The organism is Nocardia pseudovaccinii NBRC 100343, from assembly GCF_001613225.1.
GTDB classification, from domain to species: domain Bacteria; phylum Actinomycetota; class Actinomycetes; order Mycobacteriales; family Mycobacteriaceae; genus Nocardia; species Nocardia pseudovaccinii.
Window position 1 is genome coordinate 1 of sequence record NZ_BDBY01000133.1, and the last position, 18,038, is coordinate 18,038.

Consider the following 18,038-nt stretch of genomic DNA (forward strand, 5'->3'; position numbering starts at 1 on the left):
ACTGGCCGGTGAAGTAGCCGTACACGATTGCCACGATGACGAAGAACACCGTGAGCAATTCGAAAATCCGCGCTTCGATCTTCATGTCAGATCAGTCCTCACTTGCTCTCTACCGCGGACGCGCTCTTGGTGTCGCGCTTGGTGTTGAACGGCTGTGTGGTGGTCGCGACCGGGGATTCACCGATGGACTCGAGCGCCTCGGCGTTGGTCTTACCCGCCTTGCGCGCATCCATGTACTTGGTGAACTTCTCCGGCGATACCGCACGGACCTCGAAGTTCATCATCGAGTGGAAGGTGCCGCACATCTCGGCGCAGCGGCCGACGAACGCGCCTTCCTTCTCGATCTTGGTGATCTGGAAGACGTTATCCGAGTGGTTTTCCTTCGGGTTCGGCATCACGTCGCGCTTGAACAGGAACTCCGGCACCCAGAAGGCGTGCACCACATCGGCCGCGGCCAGCTGGAATTCGATGTTCTTACCGGTCGGCAGCACGAGCACCGGGATCTCGGTGCTGGAGCCGACGGTCTCGACCTTGTCGTAGTGCAGGTAGGACAGGATGTCGTTCTCCGGCTTGCCGTGCACCGGGCCCGGCTGCGGGTGACCGTCCTTGGTCCGCTCCTTGTACTCCTCGAGCTGCTCCTGGTTGGCGTCCTCGCGGGCCTTGTCGATGCCGTCGAAGCGGTAGCCGTCCTTGAAGTCGACATTGCGGTAGCCGAACTTCCAGTTCCACTGGAATGCGGTCACGTCGACGGTCACGTCCGGGTTGTCGACCTTCTCGTGCACGTAGTTCTGCACGACCACGGTGAAGTAGAACAGCACCGCGATGATGACGAACGGCACGGCCGTGTAGGTCAGCTCCAGCGGCACGTTGTAACCGGTCTGGCGCGGGAACTCCGGGGAGTCCTTTTTCTTACGGTGGAAGGCGACGGTCCAGAAGGTCAGACCCCACACCAGCACACCCATCGCCAATGCCGCGATGACCGACCAGGTCCACAGCTCCCGCATCCGGGTGGCCTGCGGCGTGATGCCCGAGGGCCAGCCGAATCGCAGCCAAACATTGTCGATCGAGCAGCCCGAGACGAGCATCGCGGTGATCCCCAGGGACACCGCCAGCCCGGCCCGCCGAAGGAGACGGCCCTGCCGACCCTTCACGGGGCGCGCCCCGATCTCGTCGCTCGCCTTGTGCGCCACGCTCACGCCTTCCTGGTCGCCACACATTCCGACAGTGCACCGCTCGGGTTTGCGATCGCCCGGCGGTGCGTCTTAAGCACGTTTCAGGGCATTCCGTGGGCCGCTTGCTTCGCGCGCGATCCAACTGAGAATGTCCTGAGTACTACGCAGCGTAGACCAAACCGGCGCCCCGTTTGACGTCGGGTCGCATTCGACACTCCGCCGACGCGGGGGGGTGATCCGGTCACCCGGACATCGTCGCAGTACAAGGCGTGCGACGCGACCGGATCGGGCAGGTGCGATGCAGGCGGACACAACATTTCGCAGGGCAACTGTCCGGTGGGCGCGACACACGAATCCGCCCGGTGCGGCATACTCGGACACGAGATTTCGTCCTGTGCGCCCACCTATCGGGCGCAGCCACTCAATGAATCGGGCCAGCGCCCGTACCGAAGCGGAAACGAGGTTGCCGACGCCGTGTGTGGACTGCTCGGATTTCTGACATCTGATGCGGCAACCGACGACCGTCGGGGACGGCAGCCAGCGGAGCTGGCGGGGTGGGCGAACACAGTAGCGCGGGTGTACGACGCCCTGCACTGTGTGCGCCATCGCGGCCCGGACGAGCGCGGCACCTGGCACGACGATCATGTGATCTACGGCTTCAACCGGCTGTCGATCATCGATATCGAGCATTCGCACCAGCCGCTGCGCTGGGGTCCGGCCGAAAATCGGGAGCGCTACGCGCTGACCTTCAACGGTGAGATCTACAACTACATCGAGATCCGCGAGGAACTCGCGAAGGCGCATGCCGAGGAGTACCCGGACGGAAAGATCTTCGAGACCGAGGGCGACAGCGAGGCGATCGTCGCGGCCTTCCACTACTGGGGTCCGGAGGCGGTGCGCAAGCTGCGCGGCATGTTCGCGTTCGCGATCTGGGATACCGAAACCCAGGAGTTGTTCCTGGCGCGCGATCCGTTCGGGATCAAGCCGTTGTTCCTGGCGACGGGTCCCGGCGGGACCGCGTTCGGCAGCGAGAAGAAGAGCCTGCTGGAGCTGCTGCCCGCACTCGGGCTGTCCGATGCGCTGGATCCGCGGGCTTTGGAGCACTACACGGTGCTGCAGTACGTGCCGGAGCCGGAGACCCTGCACAAGGACATCCGTCGCCTGGAATCCGGGCACTACGCGACCGTGCGGGCGGGCCAGGCGCCGCAGGTCACCCGCTACTTCGACCCGCGGTTCAAGGTGCGGGCCTTCGCACCCGGTTCGGCGGCCGCCCGCTATCGCGATATCGCCGAGGCCCTGGAGGACTCGGTCGCCAAACATATGCGCGCGGATGTGACGGTCGGATCGTTCCTGTCCGGCGGCATCGACTCCACCGCGGTCGCGGCGCTGGCCATGCGGCACAACCCGAAGCTGATCACCTTCACCACCGGCTTCGAACGCGAGGGCTACTCCGAGGTCGATGTGGCCGCCGAGAGCGCCGAGGCGATCGGCGCGCGGCACATCGTGAAGGTGGTCTCCCCCGCCGAATTCGCGGCCGCCATCCCCGAAATCGTCTGGTACCTAGACGATCCGGTGGCCGACCCGGCGCTGGTTCCGCTGTACTTCGTCGCCAAGGAGGCACGCAAGCACGTCAAGGTCGTGCTCTCCGGCGAGGGTGCGGACGAGCTGTTCGGCGGATACACGATCTACCGGGAACCGTTGTCGCTCAAGCCCTTCGAATACTTGCCGCGTGGCGTGCGCAAGCTGGCGGGCAAGCTCTCGGAGCGGATTCCGGACGGCACCCGCGGTAAGAGTCTGCTGCACCGGGGTTCGCTCCCGTTGGAGGAGCGTTACTACGGCAATGCGCGCAGCTTCAGCGATGCGCAGTTGCGTGCGGTGCTGCGCGAATTCCGGCCGGAATGGACCCATCAGGACGTCACCGCGCCGATCTACGCACAGTCACGCGGCTGGGACCCGGTCGCGCGCATGCAGCATCTGGATCTCTACACCTGGCTGCGCGGCGACATCCTGGTCAAGGCCGACAAGATGACCATGGCGAATTCGCTCGAGCTGCGCGTGCCGTTCCTGGATTCCGAGGTACTGAAGGTCGCCGAGCAACTGCCCTACGAGCAGAAGATCACCAAGGAGACCACGAAGTACGCGCTGCGCCAGGCACTCGAGGACATCGTCCCGCCGCATGTGCTGCACCGAGCGAAGCTGGGTTTCCCGGTCCCACTGCGGCATTGGTTGCGAGGCACTGAACTCTACGACTGGGCGCACCTGCAGATCGCCGAATCGCAGACCGATCACCTGCTGGACAAGGGCGCGATCAAGGGCATGCTGGAAGACCACCGCGCGGGCCGCGGCGACCACAGCCGCCGGTTGTGGACGTTGCTGGTCTTCATGGTCTGGCACGGGATCTTCGTGGAGAAGCGCATTACTCCCGACATCCAGGAGCCGGTCTACCCGGTCTCGCTGTAGTCACCTCTGCCGCGCACGTTTTCGCACGCCGCGCACCGATTCGTGGGTAAGGGCGTGCGCGGCGCAACATGCGCAGATGGAAGCCAGAGTGACGCGGCCCGTCGACTCTGCGCAAGGCGACTGTGCCGCACACCTTTTCGCACGCTACGAATGGGATGCTGGGTGAATTCGTACGCGGCGAGCTGAAACGTGCGAGGCAGCGCGGGCTTCGCTGTGCGCTCGGTGCGCACATGCGAACGGCCGCACCGGAATACGGTGCGGCCGTCGAGGTCTGCGTGGCTCAGAGCAGGGGCTTGATGTCGGCGGCAGCCTCGGCGCCGTAGGCCTTGGTAATGCGCTCGAGGGCGTCGTCCTTGTTGAGGGTCCACTCCTGGGTGCCCATGGTCTCGAGTACGAGAACCGCGATGAGCGAACCCAATTGGGCGGAGCGCTCCAGCGAGAGCCCGGTGGTGTGGCCGGTGAGGAAGCCCGCGCGGAAAGCGTCGCCGACGCCGGTTGGCTCGACCTTGTTCACCTCGGGGACCACACCGACGGTCACCTCGGTGCCGTCGCGGTCGACGATCTGCACGCCGTCCTTGCCGAGCGTGGTGACCCGGATACCGACCTTGCGCGCGACCTCTTCCTCGCTCAGACCGGTCTTCTGCAGCAGCAGCGCCCACTCGTACTTATTGGTGAAAAGATATGCGGCGCCCTCGATCAGCTGCACGGCCTGATCACCGTCGAGGCGGGCCAGCTGCTGGGACGGGTCGGCGGCGAACGGAATGCCGAGTTCACGGCATTCCGCGGTGTGGCGCAGCATCGCCTCGGGATCGTTGGCGCCGATGAGCACCAGGTCCAGGGCGCGCTGCTCGGCGAGTTCGCCGATCGAGATGTCGCGGGCCTCGCTCATCGCGCCCGGATAGAACGACGCGATCTGGGCCATGTCGTCGTCGGTGGTGCAGACGAAGCGCGCGGTATGCGCCCGGTCCGAGATCCGGACGGTGGAGCAGTCGACACCGTGCTTCTCGAGCCAGGCGCCGTACTCGGCGAAATCGGCGCCGACTGCGCCGACGAGCAGCGGCGTGCGGTTCAAAACGCCCATGGCGTAGGCGATGTTGCCCGCGACACCGCCCTTGCGGATCTGCAGATCATCGACGAGAAAGCTCACCGAGACGTGGTCGAGCTGATCGGCCAGCAGCGCGTCGGCGAACCGTCCGGGGAAACGCATGAGGTGGTCGGTTGCAATGGACGCGGACACGGCGATAGACACGAGGCTGAGCCCCTTCGAGTAGGCGGCAGACGACGAAAGGCGCGGGACACGAAACCCGCGCCTTCACCGTATCAACTAGTGCATCCGCCGAGCACTAACGACTTCTTCGCCCCGGCGACAACCGCCCGGGGCCGAGGTGTCAGTTGAAGGAGTCGCCGCAGGCGCAGGAACCCGTCGCGTTCGGGTTGTCGATCGTGAAGCCCTGCTTCTCGATGGTGTCGACGAAGTCGATCGAGGCGCCCTGTACGTACGGCGCGCTCATCCGGTCGACGGCTAGCTTGACGCCGCCGAAGTCGACGGTCAGGTCGCCGTCGAGCGAGCGGTCGTCGAAGAAGAGCTGGTAGCGCAGGCCCGCACAGCCACCCGGCTGCACGGCGATACGCAGGGCGAGGTCGTCGCGACCCTCCTGGTCGAGCAGCGCCTTCGCCTTGCTGGCGGCGGCGTCGGTCAGAGTCACACCGTGGGTGGTCGTCTCGTCTTGCACAGTCATGAACTCTCCTCAGGACAGCTGTGTTCAACCCGTGAACAGCGCACGGCTCGTGGCTACAACACCACTCAGCGGGCTGTTATTCCCCCATCTTGCCACCACCGGGTACTGCGGTGGACACAACCTCCCACCGACCTCATTTCCTGCGGGGTACCGCATCGAATAGCCTGGTCGCGTGAAATTGTTCCGTCGCGGCGAGTCCAGCACCACCGACGAGAGCGCCGACCAGACGGCGGGCTCGGACGGCGGCTCGACCGCAGTCTCCATCACGAAAGCGGCCATCGCCACCGAGGGCAAGGGCCGACCGACTCCGAAACGTCGTGACGCCCAAGGCAAGCGGCGCGGCCCCGTGGCCCCGGCCCCACTCACCGCGAAGGAGGCGCGCGCCCGGCGCAAGGCCACCCGCGGTAGCCGCGAGGACCGCAAGACGGCCTCGGCCGAGCGTCGGCTGGCGGCCCAGGACCGGCGCGCCAGGATGCTGGCCGGTGAGGACAAATATCTGCTGCCCCGGGATCAGGGCCCGGTGCGGGCGTTCGTGCGCGACATCGTCGATGCGCGACGCAACCTGGTCGGATTGTTCATGCCGATGGCGCTGGTCCTGATCCTGTCGATGTTCGTCGCGCCCGCGCTGCAGACGATTGTGACGCTGGCCATGCTGGTGATGATGTTCTTCATGATCGCCGAGGGCTTCCTGCTCGGCCGGATCGTCAACGGACGGGTGCGTGAGCGTTTCCCGGAGAGCACCGATACCGGCTACAAGCTGGGGTGGTACGCCTTCGTCCGCGCCTCGCAGATCCGCAAGATGCGGGCGCCGAAGCCGCGGGTCGGCCCCGGCGACAGTGTCTGATTGCAGCGCCTTCGGCGCTGCGGGTTCGCAGCCCCCTGGTGTCTCGCGGCTGACCCTTTCGAGCGACCTGCAAGCAGTCCGCTAGCGGCGCCGTCGAGACCGCGACTTCGTCGCATGCGCTTCGACGGCTCGGACGCGAGACGGGCCGCGAACTCCTCGCTCGTAAGACTTGCTCCGTGGTGACAACCTGAGCGGTGATCGAGCCCACAGCCCAGCGCGCTCCCTTAGTGGTGATGTGAGTGGGCGAGGATGGCGGACAGATCGGACTGCAGGCGCTGGGCGTCGCGATCGGTGATATTCGCTGATCCGGCGTGACCGCCGCCTCGTGTGATGAGGACCGCGAAGCCCACCACGACCGCCATGCTTACGAGAAAAGTAATCATGGCAGTAATTTTGCGCTCGATGATTTACCGCCGAAAGTGGCTGTTCTGACATTGTTCGTAAAGATTCAGCCAGGTACGCTGTCCGCATGCTGTCCAAGGTCGCGGTGGTGCTGTCGGAGCGCCTGGCCATGTTCGAATTCGGCGTGGTCTGTGAGGTCTTCGGGCTCGATCGGACCGCGGACGGACTGCCCGGATTCGATTTCAAGGTGTGCGGGGCCGAGCCGGGGAAGCCGCTGCCGTCCACGACCCCCGGTATCACCGTCACACCGGAGTTCGGGCTGGATGAGTTGGCGAAGGCGGATCTGGTGGCGATTCCGGCCTTTCCCGCATCGGCCTTGGAACAGGGGCTCGATCCGCGGGTCGTCGACGCGATACGGGACGCGTCGGATGGTGGGGCGATCGTGCTCACCGTATGTTCCGGTGCTTTCCTGGCCGGGGCGGCCGGCCTGCTCGACGGTCGCAAGTGCACCACGCATTGGCGCTATGTCGACCAGTTGGCGGCGCGGTTTCCGCAGGCAACGGTCGATCCCGATGTGTTGTTCGTCGACGAGGGCAATCTGATCACCTCGGCGGGCACGGCCGCGGGCATCGACGCCTGCCTGCATCTGGTGCGCCGGGAGATAGGCAGTTCGGTCGCGAATGCGATCGCACGGCGGATGGTGGTGCCGCCGCAGCGTGACGGCGGACAGCGCCAATTCATCGAGCGTCCGGTGCCCGAATGCACCTCCGACAGTCTCAGCTCCACGCTGCAGTGGATGAACGAAAATCTCGACCTGCCGCACACCATCGACGATCTGGCCGCGCGTTCGATGATGTCCACCCGCACCTTCGCCCGCCGCTTCGCCGCCGAAACCGGAACCACACCGGTGAAATGGCTGACCAATCAGCGTGTGCTGTACGCCAAGCATCTGCTGGAGGACACCGACGAAGGCCTGGAACAGATTGCCGCACAAGCCGGTTTCGGATCCGGTGCGCTGCTGCGGCATCACTTCCAGAAGGTCGTCGGCATCGCGCCGACCGAGTATCGCCGCCGGTTCGGCGGCGCGGAGGCGACCGAGCAGCGCGCCTGAGCGAGCGGAGCGAGCGAACTATCAACACAGCCGCCGAAGCGGTCATGCCGGAACCGAGCGCCAGCGAGGTGCAGGCATGAGCGCGGCGGATTGATACGGTGCTGCCGTGTCGGATCGCTCATCTACCAGCAGCCGCGCGCACCGCATCCTCGTGCTCGGCGGCGCGCGATCCGGTAAGTCGGCATTCGCCGAAGTGCTGGCGGCCGAGGGCGGCCCGGTGCGCTATATCGCCACCGCGATTCCCGATCCGGCCGATCTCGACTTCGCCGAGCGCATCGCCCGCCACCGCGACCGCAGGCCCGCGGACTGGAAGGTCCTCGAAAGCGCTGATCCGGCAACGGTTCTCACCGCCGCTCCCCCGACCGGAACCACACTGATCGACGATATCGGGACCTGGCTCACCGCCCGCATCGACGCGCGCGAGGCCTGGGATGCCCCGCGCGGCACCATCGCCCCGGACACGGACGCCTTGGTAGCCGCCGTCACTGCCTACCGCGGCCGCTTGGTGATCGTGACCCCCGAGGTAGGTATGGGCGTCATCCCCGCCACCCGCTCCGGCCGCCTTTTCCGCGACGAGATCGGGACCCTCAACCAGCGCCTCGCGCAAACCTGCGATGAAGCCTTCTTCATTGTCGCCGGGCTTCCCCTCCGCTTGAAATAGGACCGCACGGCAGCCGCGATGACGTGCCGCATCGGCGGTGCTCTCCCGGATCGCGGCGATGATCTCGGTGACCAGTTCATCGCTTTCGAGCCGGTCGACAGTGCCCGGAGCGAGGTAGAGCCCGACAAGTCGGCCCATGGCATCGACCTCCGGAATCACCGCGCCGCTCGGCGACGGCCGACGGGCGCGGATGCTCCGATGATGCGGGCGCGAGTGTCGGCTAGCAGGTCAGGCAACCATATGGTCCGGCCGGGTGAGGCGGTCGAGCAGGGGCTGCTTTGATGGCCGGACGGGACCCGAAGACCAGGGTGAAGGTGGCCTCGCGGACAGAGCGTTCGGCGAGGTTGCCGCGGGTGACGGCCGCGCTGCCGACTGCGGTCACCAGGGTCGCGACCTCGGCCAACTGCAGGGCAGCGCGATCCAGCGCCGCGGCGACCACGCACCGCGGATCGCTCGCGAGAGCCGCGCCCAGGTGTTGCATGCGTCATGCGGAGGCTGAGTGGAGCCGCCAGCACGCGGGACGAGGCATCAGGTAGGGCGGTGGAGCAGTCCGCCTGAAATACGAGCACACGGCCACGGCGATCAGGTCGCGTCACCAACGGAAGCCCCGCCCCACGGGCTGTCTCGTGCCAGCCATGCAGGATGCACCGTGCAGACCGTCGGGTCGAGCCGCCAGCACGTGGGATGAAGCATCAGGTAGGGCGTGGGTGGAGCAGGCCGCCTGAAATAGGAGCGCACGGCCACGGCGATCAGGTCGCATTACCAGCGGGACGCGCCCTACGGGCTGTCGTGCCAGCCATGCAGATGTGCCGTGCGGACCGTCGCGTCGAACCGTCGGGTCGGACCGCGAGCGCGCGGGACGCGGCATCGGATAGGGCGTGGGTGGTGCGCAGGCCGCCTGAAATAGGAGCACACGGCAGCGGCGATCATGTCGCGTCACCGGCCCGCGCCCTATGAGGTGTCGTGGCCAGCCATGCAGGATGCGCTGTGAGGACCGTCGGGTCGGACCGCGAGCGCGCGGGACGCGGCATCGGGTAGGGCGTGTGTGATGCGCAGTCCGCCTGACACAGGTGCACACGGCAGCGGCGATCAGGTCGCATTACCAGCGGAAGCCGCGCCCTATGAGGTGTCATGCCAGCCGTGCAGGATGCGTCGTGCGGACCGTCGGGTCGGACCGCGAGCGCACGGGACGAGGTATCAGGTGCGGGGTGGGTGGTGCGGAACGGCGGGTGTGGCGGCAAGATTGGGCCCGGTATGGACTGTGCGGTGTAGGAATGAACTGCCCCGACCCGGAAAGGCTCGATAGTGACAGACGGATTCGGACCGGTTGCGCCACCCGATGCGGGGGTTCGGGCGGCGGCGGAGCAGCGGCAGGCGCAGCTGACCAAACCCGGTGGGGCGCTCGGACGGCTCGAGACACTTGGGAATTGGGTGTCGGCATGTCAAGGTGTGTGCCCGCCGAAGCAGTTCGAGCGGGCGCGAGTGGTGGTGTTCGCCGGAGATCACGGCATTGCGCGCCACGGCGTTTCGGCCTATCCGAGTGAGGTGACCGCACAGATGGTCGCCAATTTCCTCGGCGGCGGTGCGGCGGTGAATACGCTGGCCGCAGTGGCGGGGGCGACCGTGCGGGTCGTCGATATTTCCGTCGACGCCGATACCGATCCGCAGGTCGCCAAGAACAAGGTGCGGCGCTCGAGCGGGGCGATCGATCGCGAAGACGCGCTCAGCGAGGACGAGATCCATGCCGCGCTCGCCGCGGGCAAGGCGATCGCCGATGACGAGATCGATGCGGGCGCCGACCTGCTCATCGCGGGCGATATGGGCATCGGCAATACGACACCCGCCACGGTCCTCATCGCGACGCTCACCGATACCGAACCCATAGCCGCTGTCGGCCGGGGCACCGGCGTGGACGATGCGGGCTGGATCCGCAAGGTCGCCGCGATCCGCGATGCCATGCGCCGCGCCCGCCCGGTCGCCAAGGACCCGGTCGAACTGCTGCGGGTGGCCGCAGGCGCCGACTTCGCCGCCCTGGCGGGCTTCCTCGCACAGGCCGCGACCCGACGGACTCCGGTCATCCTCGACGGCGTGGTCGTCACCGCGGCCGCTCTGGTCGCCGAGGACCTGGCCGCCGGTGCCAGCGCCTGGTGGCTCGCGGGCCACCGCTCGACCGAACCCGCGCACACCCTCGCCCTGCGCCACCTCCGCCTGGAGCCCCTGCTCGACCTGGACATGCGCCTCGGCGAAGGTTCCGGCGCCCTGACCGCCCTCCCCGTCCTCCGCGCCGCCGTAGCCGCCCTCGCCGAAATGGCCACCTTCGCGGAAGCCGGTGTGAGCACAGCCGATTCGCCCGCCGAAGCCGAAGCCGAAGCCGAAGCCGAAGCCGAAGCCGAAGCCGAAGCCGAAGCCGAAGCCTGGACCAGCATCGCCGCCGAAGCGACCGCGCAACCGGACTTGCGGAAATAGACCTTGGCTGCACGCGCCTCCAGCGACGAGCGAAACTCGCACCTCGGACCAGCGGACCGCGCTCCCGGTCGGAAGCACCGCGACTACCGCCATCATCAGCAGACGATCCCGTCCTGCAGGATCCTGGCCGCTGGCGGCAACACACGCATCGAGCGACATGCGGGCCCGGCACTCCGATCCGACGGATCGCTCGGCATGAACGGTGCGCGGCGTACGGCGGGCGCGACGGCAGTTTCGCTGCGTGGATCCGACGATGACGAGGGTCGAGCGATTACAGGTCGGCAAATATGAACGGTGTGCGGCTTGCGGTGTCGTGGCTGACGGTGCTGCCGGTGCGGGGGCCGGAGCGTGTCGATCGGAGCGCGGCGGGGCGGGCGATTGCGTTGGCGCCGTTGGTGGGCGCGGGACTCGGGGCGGCCGGGGTCGGGTTGCTGTGGGTGCTGGTGTGGGGTGGGGCGAGCGCGGCGGTCGCGGGGCTGGTGGTGGTTGCCGCGTTGGCGCTCATCACTCGGGGGATGCATCTGGATGGGTTGGCCGACACGCTTGACGGGCTGGGGTCCTATGGTTCGCCCGAGCGGGCCAGGGAGATATTGAAGAGTGGTGACACGGGGCCGTTCGGGGTGGCGGCAATTGTGTTCGCCGTTGGGATCCAAGCATTTTCGTTCGCCGCGCTGGCCCAAGCCGAGCGTTGGTTCGCGGTGCTGCTCGCGGTGGCCGTCGGCCGAGTGGTGGTGGTCCTCGCATGTCGGCGCGGCACCGCCGCCGCTCCCGGCACCGGCTTCGGCGCTCTGGTCGCCGGGACCCAGCACCCGATCACCATCGCACTCTGGTCCGCACTCGCCGTTGCCGCGGGCATACTCGCCGTCCCGGGCCACCGCTGGCTCGGCCCTGCCGTTGTCCTTGTCGCCCTGGGCATTTCAGCCCTACTGATTCGACACAGCACGCACCGCTTCGGCGGCCTCTCCGGCGACATCCTCGGCGCGACACTCGAGATATCCGTCGCCATCACCGCCGCCGGACTGACCCTGGGCACCTGAGTCGGCCAACGCCCACCAAGCACCGGCGAATACCTACATTACGGTGCCGCCCCGGACGTTTCGGCCTCTGTCATCGCACACTTCACCAACCCTCGGCGGCATAACCGGCGATATCCGCAGCGTCACACTAGAGATATCCGTGCCATCACCGACGCAGGACCGGCCTCGGGCACCCGACTCGGCCGACTCGTGCCAGCAACGTGTTACCGTGCCGCCCTTGATATTTCGGTCTCATAACCGCACATCGGTGGCCGCGCCTGGCGAGCGGATCAGGCCTGACCGTGCATTCTCACGTGGCCTAGCGCCGCGTTCAGCTACCTTCTGAGGTAACCGAGATCCGTCGAGCACAGTCGTATGGCGGTGCCGCTGGGCGTGTCGTGCCGCATTTCGACTGCGCTCGGCGAGCGAACTGGGCGCTACCTCTGGATGCGGCACGAGCGCGCCCGCACTGGTATCCGGACACATCGCCTGCGATGAGATAGCTGGCACGGTGCGCGCATTGTCTGGGTCAGGCAATACAGTGGACGGTATGTCTTCCGAGCGTCTGTATTTTCGTCAACTGCTGTCCGGTCGAGATTTTGCCGTGGGTGATCCGATCGCGACGCAGATGCGAAATTTCGCGTATCTGATCGGCGATCGGGAGACCGGCGAGTGTGTGGTGGTGGATCCGGCGTATGCGGCGGGCGATCTGGTGGATATCGCCGAGGCGGACGGGCTGCGGCTGACCGGGGTGCTCGCCACCCATCACCACCCGGACCATGTCGGCGGCACCATGCTGGGATTCACCCTGCGCGGGGTGCGGGAGTTGCTCGAAAAGACGAGCGTTCCGGTGCACGTCAATGCCGAGGAACTGTCCTGGGTCGCCAATGTCACCGGCATCGCGCCGAGCGAACTCACCGGACACGAGCACTGCGACAAGGTCAGCGTCGGCGCCTTCGATATCGAGCTGCTGCACACCCCCGGCCATACCCCCGGCAGCCAGTGCTTCCTGTTCGACAATCGCCTCATCGCGGGCGACACCCTATTCATCGACGGCTGCGGCCGCACCGACTTCCCCGGCGGCGACTCCGACGCCATGTTCCGTAGCCTGCGCTATCTAGCCGACCTATCCGGCGACCCGGTCGTCTACCCCGGTCACTGGTATTCCCAGGACCCCTCCGCCACGCTCTCCACGGTCAAGGACGCCAACTACGTCATGCGCCCGCAAACCCTGGAGGAATGGCGCACCTTCATGCCCAGCTGAACCACGAACGGCACACTGCTGCGGCATTCGCGAGATTGCCGCAGTCACATGCCGCGCATCCACCCGTGGATATCGGCGAAGGTGCCGCGCTGGATCCCGGTGAGAGTGTCACGCAGCGCCATGGTGACCTCGCCCGGCTCACCACCACCGACGGTGAACTCACCATCGGCGGAACGAACCCAGCCCACGGGTGTGATCACGGCGGCGGTACCGCAGGCGAAAACCTCGGTGATCTCACCGGATTCGGCGCCCTTGCGCCACTCCTCCACCGAAACCTTGCGCTCCTCGACCACATAGCCCGAATCGGCGGCGAGGGTAAGCAGCGAATCGCGGGTGATGCCCGGCAACAGCGATCCGGACAGTTCCGGGGTGACCAGCCGCGCCTCGGAACCGGAGCCGAAGACGAAGAACAGGTTGTTGGTACCCATCTCCTCGACATAGCGGCGCTCACAGGCATCGAGCCAGACGACCTGATCGCAGCCCTTCTCGGAGGCCTGCGCCTGCGCCAGCAGCGAGGCCGCGTAGTTGCCTGCGACCTTCGCCTCACCGGTACCGCCCGGTGCGGCTCGCACGTATTCGGTCGACAGCCAGACCCGCACCGGCTTCACACCGCGCGGGAAGTACGCGCCCGCAGGCGATCCCAGCAGCAGGTATTTGTAGGCGGAGGCGGGCTTCACGCCGAGCCCGGCCTCGGTGGCGAACATGAACGGCCGCAGGTACAGCGACTCCTCACCACCGGCCGCGGGCACCCAGCCGCCGTCGACCTCGAGCAGCTGACGCACGGATTCGATGAATAGTTCCTCGGGCAGTTCCGCCATCGCCATCCGGCGCGCGGACTTGCGGAAGCGGGTCGCATTCGCGTCGATGCGGAAGCAGGAGACGCTGCCGTCGCTCTGCCGGTAGGCCTTCAGACCCTCGAAGATGGCCTGGCCGTAGTGGAACACCATCGTCGCCGGATCCAGCGCCAGCGGCCCGTACGGCTCCACCCTGGCATTGCCCCAGCCTTCGCCCTCGGTGTAGTCGATGGAGACCATATGGTCGGTGAAGAAGCGTCCGAAGCCCGGTGCCGCCAGAATCTCCTGTACCCGCTGCGCCGGGGTGGGCGCGGGATGCGGAACATGGGTGAACTGTGCGGCAACGGTCATGAGGCAGATCCTATCGGGCGCGATTTCGCCGCGGTGCGAGTGTCGGCGCGCCGCGAATGTACCAGCGTCACCTGCCGACATCCGCAGTGCCCAGCGAGACGCCGACTACTTGGTTTTCGTGTCGACGAACGGCGGACGCACTACCTCGCAGCGCAGGCGGCGGCCGCGCACGTCGACCTCGACCTCCGCGCCGGGTTCGAGGCCCGCCTCGGTATCGAGCAGGGCGAGGGCGATACCGATCTGCAGCGACGGCGAGAAGGTACCGGAAGTGGTTTCGCCGACGGGCGCACCGTCACGCAGCACGGTCTGTCCCTGGCGCAGCACGCCCCGATCTAGTGCCTTCAGCCCCAACAGGATTCGACGCGGACCGGTCGACTTCTCCTGCTCCAGTGCGGCTTTACCCCAGAACTCGGCCTTCTTCCACCCGATCGCCCACCCGCAGCGCGCCTGCACGGGCGAAATCTCCAGCGACAGTTCATGTCCGTGCAGCGGATAACCCATTTCGGTGCGCAACGTATCGCGCGCGCCGAGCCCGGCGGGCTGCCCATCGTGCGCGCGGACCTGCTCGACGAGCGCGCGGAACAGCGGCTCGGCATCGGCCCACCGCGGCAACAGTTCGTAACCGTGTTCACCGGTGTATCCGGTGCGACAGACTCGAATCCGGCGGCCGTCCCATTCGGCGTCCGCGTAGGCCATGTACTCCATATCGGTCGGCAGCCCGAGCGCGGTGAGCACCTCCGTCGAGCGCGGTCCCTGCACCGCGAACACCCCGTACTCGCGGTGCTCGTCGGTGACCGTGATGCCGTCCGGCGCGACCTTCTGCAGTTCCGCGACCACCGCGGCCGTGTTGGCGGCATTGGGCACCAGGAAGATCTCGTCATCGCTGACGTAATAGGCGATCAGATCGTCGATCACACCACCGTCGGGCGCGCAGCACAGCGTGTACTGCGCCTTGCCCGGCCGGATCCGACCGAGGTCGTTGGTGAGCGCCGAGTTCACGAAATCCGCCGCGCCCGCGCCGCGCACGGTGGCCTTGCCGAGGTGACTCACATCGAACAGGCCGACGGTCGTGCGAACCGCCTGATGTTCGCCGACCGTCCCCGCGTATGACACCGGCATTTCCCATCCGCCGAACGGCGCGAACTTCGCCCCGAGTTCGACGTGGACACCATGGATCGGGCCTTGCAGCAGGTTCGCATCGGTCACCGGCCGAGCTTAGCCCGGTGTCGGCGTCGCGATGCGCCACCCGGAGCAGACCGAATAGCCTGTGCTCATGACCGCTGTTGCAGATCGCTCGCTCGGACCGGAACTGGACCTGGTCGACACCATCAGCGCCGACACCGATGTGTTGGTGATCGGCCTGGTGTCCGGTGACGACGGCCCGACGATCGCCACACTGGAGGACGAATTCGTCGACAACATCCTCGCCCCGGAGGTCCGCGCGGCGCTGCAGGAACAGCTGCGAGCCGTCGGCGCGAAGGGTAAGGCCGAGGAGCTCACCCGGATTCCCGCCCCCGTCGGCCTCGATGTGAAGAGCGTGCTCGCCGTCGGACTCGGTGCCGCGGACAAGATCGATGCCGAACAGATCCGCCGCTCGGCCGGTGTCGCGGGACGTGCGCTGACCGGTGTCGGCCGGGCCGTGACCACGCTGTCGGGTCTCGAGGGCGGCATCGGCCCGACCGCCGAAGGATTCTTCCTCGGCGCGTACACCTTCACCGCGTTCAAATCCGAGAGTGCCGACGGCAAGCCGGACGAGCAGCCGGTGCGCAAGGTCGAACTCCTGGTCGGCGATCCGAGCGTGTCCTACCGCAAGGGCTTCAGCCACGACTGGGTGATCGCCGAATCCATCTCCACCGCACGCGATTTCGTCAACACTCCGCCGAGTCACCTGTACCCGGCCGAATTCGCCACCCGCGCGAAGGCCTTGGCCGAGGCGGCGGGCCTGCAGGTGGAGGTGCTCGACGAGCAGGCGCTGGCCGACGGCGGCTACGGCGGCGTGCTCGGCGTCGGCAAAGGCTCTTCGCGCCAGCCGCGCCTGGTACGCCTGACCTACAACGGCGGCGCCAAGAAGATCGCGCTCATCGGCAAGGGCATCACCTTCGACACCGGCGGCATCTCCATCAAGCCCGCAGCGAACATGGAGAATATGACCTCCGATATGGCGGGCGCCGCCGCGGTCATCGCCGCGACCATCGCCGCCGCCAAGCTGGAACTCCCGGTCACCGTCATCGCGACCGTGCCGATGGCCGAGAACATGCCGTCGGCCACCGCGCAGCGCCCCGGCGATGTGCTCACCCAGTACGGCGGTAAGACCGTCGAGGTGCTGAACACCGATGCCGAGGGTCGCCTGATCCTGGCCGACGCCATCGTGCGCGCGAGCGAGGACGATCCGGAGTACCTCATCGACGTCGCCACCCTCACCGGCGCGCAGATGGTCGCGCTCGGCACCCGTACCCCCGGCGTGATGGGCACCGACGATTTCCGCGACCGCGTCGCGCGGCTGTCGCGGCTGGCCGGTGAAAACGGCTGGGCCATGCCGCTGCCCGCCGAACTGCGCGCCGATCTGAACTCCAAGGTCGCCGATCTGGCAAATGTCGCATCGCACCGCTGGGGCGGCATGCTCTCGGCCGCGATCTTCCTCAAGGAGTTCGTCCCGGAGGGGGTGCAGTGGGCGCACCTGGACGTCGCGGGTCCGGCCTACAACACCGGCGGCCCGTTCGGCTACATCGGCAAGGGCGGCACCGGGGTTCCGGTCCGCACCCTGGTCTCGGTGATCGAGGACATCGCGCACGAGGACGCGGCGGAGTAATCGAATGCCGGTGCGGCGTCCGGATTCCCGGGCGTCGCACCCGGCGGGCCGCGAACAAATTGAACGAAAGTCCTACAAATCGCCCAATTCGCGTTCCAGCGCCCGCTGGCGCTCGATCCGCTTGCGGGCGTCGTAGTCGCGCATCCGTTGCGGATAACCGGTCTTGCGGACGTCGTAAACGGGAATCCGCAAATCTCCGGCTAGCCGCTGCGCGCCGCGCTCGCCGACGACGCGACGAGTCCATTCACCATCGGCCGCGACCAATACGACAGTGACATCGGTCACGGTCGTCTTGGGCTCCACGTAGCCCTCCACCCCGGTATGGGTGCGCACCCACTCGGCGAGATAGCGCGCATCGTCGCCGCTACCCGAACCCGCACGTAAGGCCCTGCCTCCCCGGGCCGCGCCGCCTCGGAAACGATCCAGCAAACCCAACGACGCCGACCTCCTTCCACCGGTGACCGAGTGCTCGGCATCGGTCATTCCATCTTGCCAGCCCTGTGCAGTTCGCTGCCCTGTGCTACACGTCTCGCGGGCGAGTGCAAGGATGGATCGCGGTACAAGAACCACACAGATCTCCGGTGCCACGCACAATGATCGGTGGCTTTCGGACACCCATCGCGACCCGCGGTGGGTGTTCGCAGTGAGATCAACTGTTGTAGAACCCGTCGAGCAGTCAGAGGAGTCAACGGACATGGCCTTCTCCGTCCAGATGCCGGCTCTTGGTGAGAGCGTCACCGAGGGAACGGTGACCAGGTGGCTGAAGCAGGAAGGAGACACGGTCGAGGTCGACGAGCCACTGCTCGAGGTCTCCACCGATAAGGTCGACACCGAGATCCCGTCGCCGGCGGCGGGTGTGTTGTCGAAGATCGTCGCCGCCGAGGATGACGTCGTCGAGGTCGGCGGTGAGCTCGGTGTGATCAGCGAAGCCGGCGAAGCGCCCGCGCCCGCCGCCGCACCTGAAGCCGCGCCTGCACCCGCCCCCGCACCGGAGCCGGAACCGGCCCCC

17 protein-coding genes and 1 pseudogene are annotated in these 18,038 nt (G+C 67.0%); 9 read left to right on the plus strand and 9 right to left on the minus strand.

All coding sequences use genetic code 11. The annotated features are described in order from the left end of the window. A partial coding sequence (gene ctaF / locus NP3_RS15855) for an aa3-type cytochrome oxidase subunit IV (protein WP_169814509.1) occupies positions 1–85 on the minus strand: 85 nt, incomplete at its 3' end. Positions 86–98: 13 nt separating this feature from the next. Beyond that, positions 99–1,151 carry an aa3-type cytochrome oxidase subunit II gene (gene ctaC / locus NP3_RS15860; RefSeq protein ID WP_063042085.1) on the minus strand — a complete coding sequence of 351 codons (1,053 nt, stop codon included), beginning with the start codon at positions 1,149–1,151 and terminating at the stop codon, positions 99–101. 495 nt (positions 1,152–1,646) lie between these two features. Here ctaC and asnB point away from each other — a divergent pair, with 495 nt between their 5' ends. Further along, positions 1,647–3,632 carry an asparagine synthase (glutamine-hydrolyzing) gene (gene asnB / locus NP3_RS15865; protein ID WP_063042087.1) on the plus strand — a complete coding sequence of 662 codons (1,986 nt, stop codon included), beginning with the start codon at positions 1,647–1,649 and terminating at the stop codon, positions 3,630–3,632. Between the two features lie 280 nt (positions 3,633–3,912). Here asnB and NP3_RS15870 read toward each other — a convergent pair whose 3' ends face one another. Next, complete coding sequence (locus NP3_RS15870; RefSeq protein ID WP_063042065.1) at positions 3,913–4,881, minus strand: carbohydrate kinase family protein; 969 nt, start codon at positions 4,879–4,881, stop codon at positions 3,913–3,915. Positions 4,882–5,020: 139 nt separating this feature from the next. Further along, entirely contained in the window at positions 5,021–5,371 is a 351-nt protein-coding gene (locus tag NP3_RS15875) for a HesB/IscA family protein (RefSeq protein WP_040688522.1), read from the minus strand. A 172-nt stretch (positions 5,372–5,543) separates the two neighbouring features. On the opposite strand from NP3_RS15875, the gene NP3_RS15880 reads away from it, so the two are divergent. Beyond that, a complete protein-coding gene (locus tag NP3_RS15880; RefSeq protein ID WP_063042067.1) occupies positions 5,544–6,215 on the plus strand; it encodes a DUF3043 domain-containing protein in 672 nt (223 codons plus the stop codon). Between the two features lie 224 nt (positions 6,216–6,439). Here the strand turns inward: NP3_RS15880 and NP3_RS47965 are convergent, their stop codons facing one another. After that, complete coding sequence (locus NP3_RS47965) at positions 6,440–6,598, minus strand: hypothetical protein (protein ID WP_157124344.1); 159 nt, start codon at positions 6,596–6,598, stop codon at positions 6,440–6,442. Positions 6,599–6,684: 86 nt separating this feature from the next. Between NP3_RS47965 and NP3_RS15885 the strand changes: the two genes are divergently transcribed. Next, entirely contained in the window at positions 6,685–7,668 is a 984-nt protein-coding gene (locus tag NP3_RS15885) for a helix-turn-helix domain-containing protein (RefSeq protein WP_063042069.1), read from the plus strand. A 106-nt stretch (positions 7,669–7,774) separates the two neighbouring features. Next, complete coding sequence (gene cobU, locus NP3_RS15890; RefSeq protein WP_063042072.1) at positions 7,775–8,329, plus strand: bifunctional adenosylcobinamide kinase/adenosylcobinamide-phosphate guanylyltransferase; 555 nt, start codon at positions 7,775–7,777, stop codon at positions 8,327–8,329. Positions 8,330–8,549: 220 nt separating this feature from the next. Here cobU and NP3_RS15895 read toward each other — a convergent pair whose 3' ends face one another. Further along, on the minus strand, positions 8,550–8,810 hold the full coding sequence (locus NP3_RS15895; RefSeq protein ID WP_063042074.1) for a hypothetical protein: 261 nt from the start codon (positions 8,808–8,810) through the stop codon (positions 8,550–8,552). An 824-nt stretch (positions 8,811–9,634) separates the two neighbouring features. Between NP3_RS15895 and cobT the strand changes: the two are divergent. The 3 genes and pseudogenes from cobT to NP3_RS15910 all read left to right on the plus strand — a co-directional run. Continuing rightward, positions 9,635–10,693: pseudogene (gene cobT, locus NP3_RS15900) on the plus strand (nicotinate-nucleotide--dimethylbenzimidazole phosphoribosyltransferase); the annotation flags it as partial. 389 nt (positions 10,694–11,082) lie between these two features. Beyond that, entirely contained in the window at positions 11,083–11,832 is a 750-nt protein-coding gene (locus tag NP3_RS15905; protein ID WP_063042076.1) for an adenosylcobinamide-GDP ribazoletransferase, read from the plus strand. Positions 11,833–12,361: 529 nt separating this feature from the next. Further along, on the plus strand, positions 12,362–13,075 hold the full coding sequence (locus tag NP3_RS15910) for an MBL fold metallo-hydrolase (protein WP_063042077.1): 714 nt from the start codon (positions 12,362–12,364) through the stop codon (positions 13,073–13,075). Between the two features lie 44 nt (positions 13,076–13,119). Here the strand turns inward: NP3_RS15910 and NP3_RS15915 are convergent, their stop codons facing one another. Both NP3_RS15915 and gcvT read right to left on the minus strand, forming a co-directional pair. After that, the gene (locus tag NP3_RS15915) at positions 13,120–14,220 is read right to left on the minus strand and encodes a branched-chain amino acid aminotransferase (protein WP_063042079.1); all 1,101 of its coding nucleotides are present in this window, start codon (positions 14,218–14,220) and stop codon (positions 13,120–13,122) included. A gap of 105 nt (positions 14,221–14,325) precedes the next feature. Then, positions 14,326–15,426 carry a glycine cleavage system aminomethyltransferase GcvT gene (gene gcvT, locus NP3_RS15920; protein WP_063042081.1) on the minus strand — a complete coding sequence of 367 codons (1,101 nt, stop codon included), beginning with the start codon at positions 15,424–15,426 and terminating at the stop codon, positions 14,326–14,328. Between the two features lie 67 nt (positions 15,427–15,493). Between gcvT and NP3_RS15925 the strand changes: the two genes are divergently transcribed. Further along, positions 15,494–17,029, plus strand: a complete 1,536-nt coding sequence (locus tag NP3_RS15925) for a leucyl aminopeptidase (protein ID WP_063042083.1) — start codon at positions 15,494–15,496, stop codon at positions 17,027–17,029. Between the two features lie 72 nt (positions 17,030–17,101). Here the strand turns inward: NP3_RS15925 and NP3_RS15930 are convergent, their stop codons facing one another. Continuing rightward, positions 17,102–17,464, minus strand: a complete 363-nt coding sequence (locus NP3_RS15930) for a hypothetical protein (RefSeq protein WP_063042089.1) — start codon at positions 17,462–17,464, stop codon at positions 17,102–17,104. Between the two features lie 259 nt (positions 17,465–17,723). Between NP3_RS15930 and NP3_RS15935 the strand changes: the two genes are divergently transcribed. Further along, positions 17,724–18,038 (plus strand): biotin/lipoyl-containing protein (locus NP3_RS15935; protein WP_305793863.1); only part of this gene is annotated, 315 nt, incomplete at its 3' end.

What these genes read in the sequence shown, in the direction of transcription:
- NP3_RS15905 (WP_063042076.1), top strand. Translation starts at nt 11,083, where the DNA reads ATGAACGGTGTGCGGCTTGCGGTGTCGTGGCTGACGGTGCTGCCGGTG.
- NP3_RS15885 (WP_063042069.1), top strand. Translation starts at nt 6,685, where the DNA reads ATGCTGTCCAAGGTCGCGGTGGTGCTGTCGGAGCGCCTGGCCATGTTC.
- NP3_RS15895 (WP_063042074.1), bottom strand. Translation starts at nt 8,810, where the DNA reads ATGCAACACCTGGGCGCGGCTCTCGCGAGCGATCCGCGGTGCGTGGTC.
- NP3_RS15925 (WP_063042083.1), top strand. Translation starts at nt 15,494, where the DNA reads ATGACCGCTGTTGCAGATCGCTCGCTCGGACCGGAACTGGACCTGGTC.
- NP3_RS15875 (WP_040688522.1), bottom strand. Translation starts at nt 5,371, where the DNA reads ATGACTGTGCAAGACGAGACGACCACCCACGGTGTGACTCTGACCGAC.
- NP3_RS47965 (WP_157124344.1), bottom strand. Translation starts at nt 6,598, where the DNA reads ATGATTACTTTTCTCGTAAGCATGGCGGTCGTGGTGGGCTTCGCGGTC.
- NP3_RS15910 (WP_063042077.1), top strand. Translation starts at nt 12,362, where the DNA reads ATGTCTTCCGAGCGTCTGTATTTTCGTCAACTGCTGTCCGGTCGAGAT.
- NP3_RS15915 (WP_063042079.1), bottom strand. Translation starts at nt 14,220, where the DNA reads ATGACCGTTGCCGCACAGTTCACCCATGTTCCGCATCCCGCGCCCACC.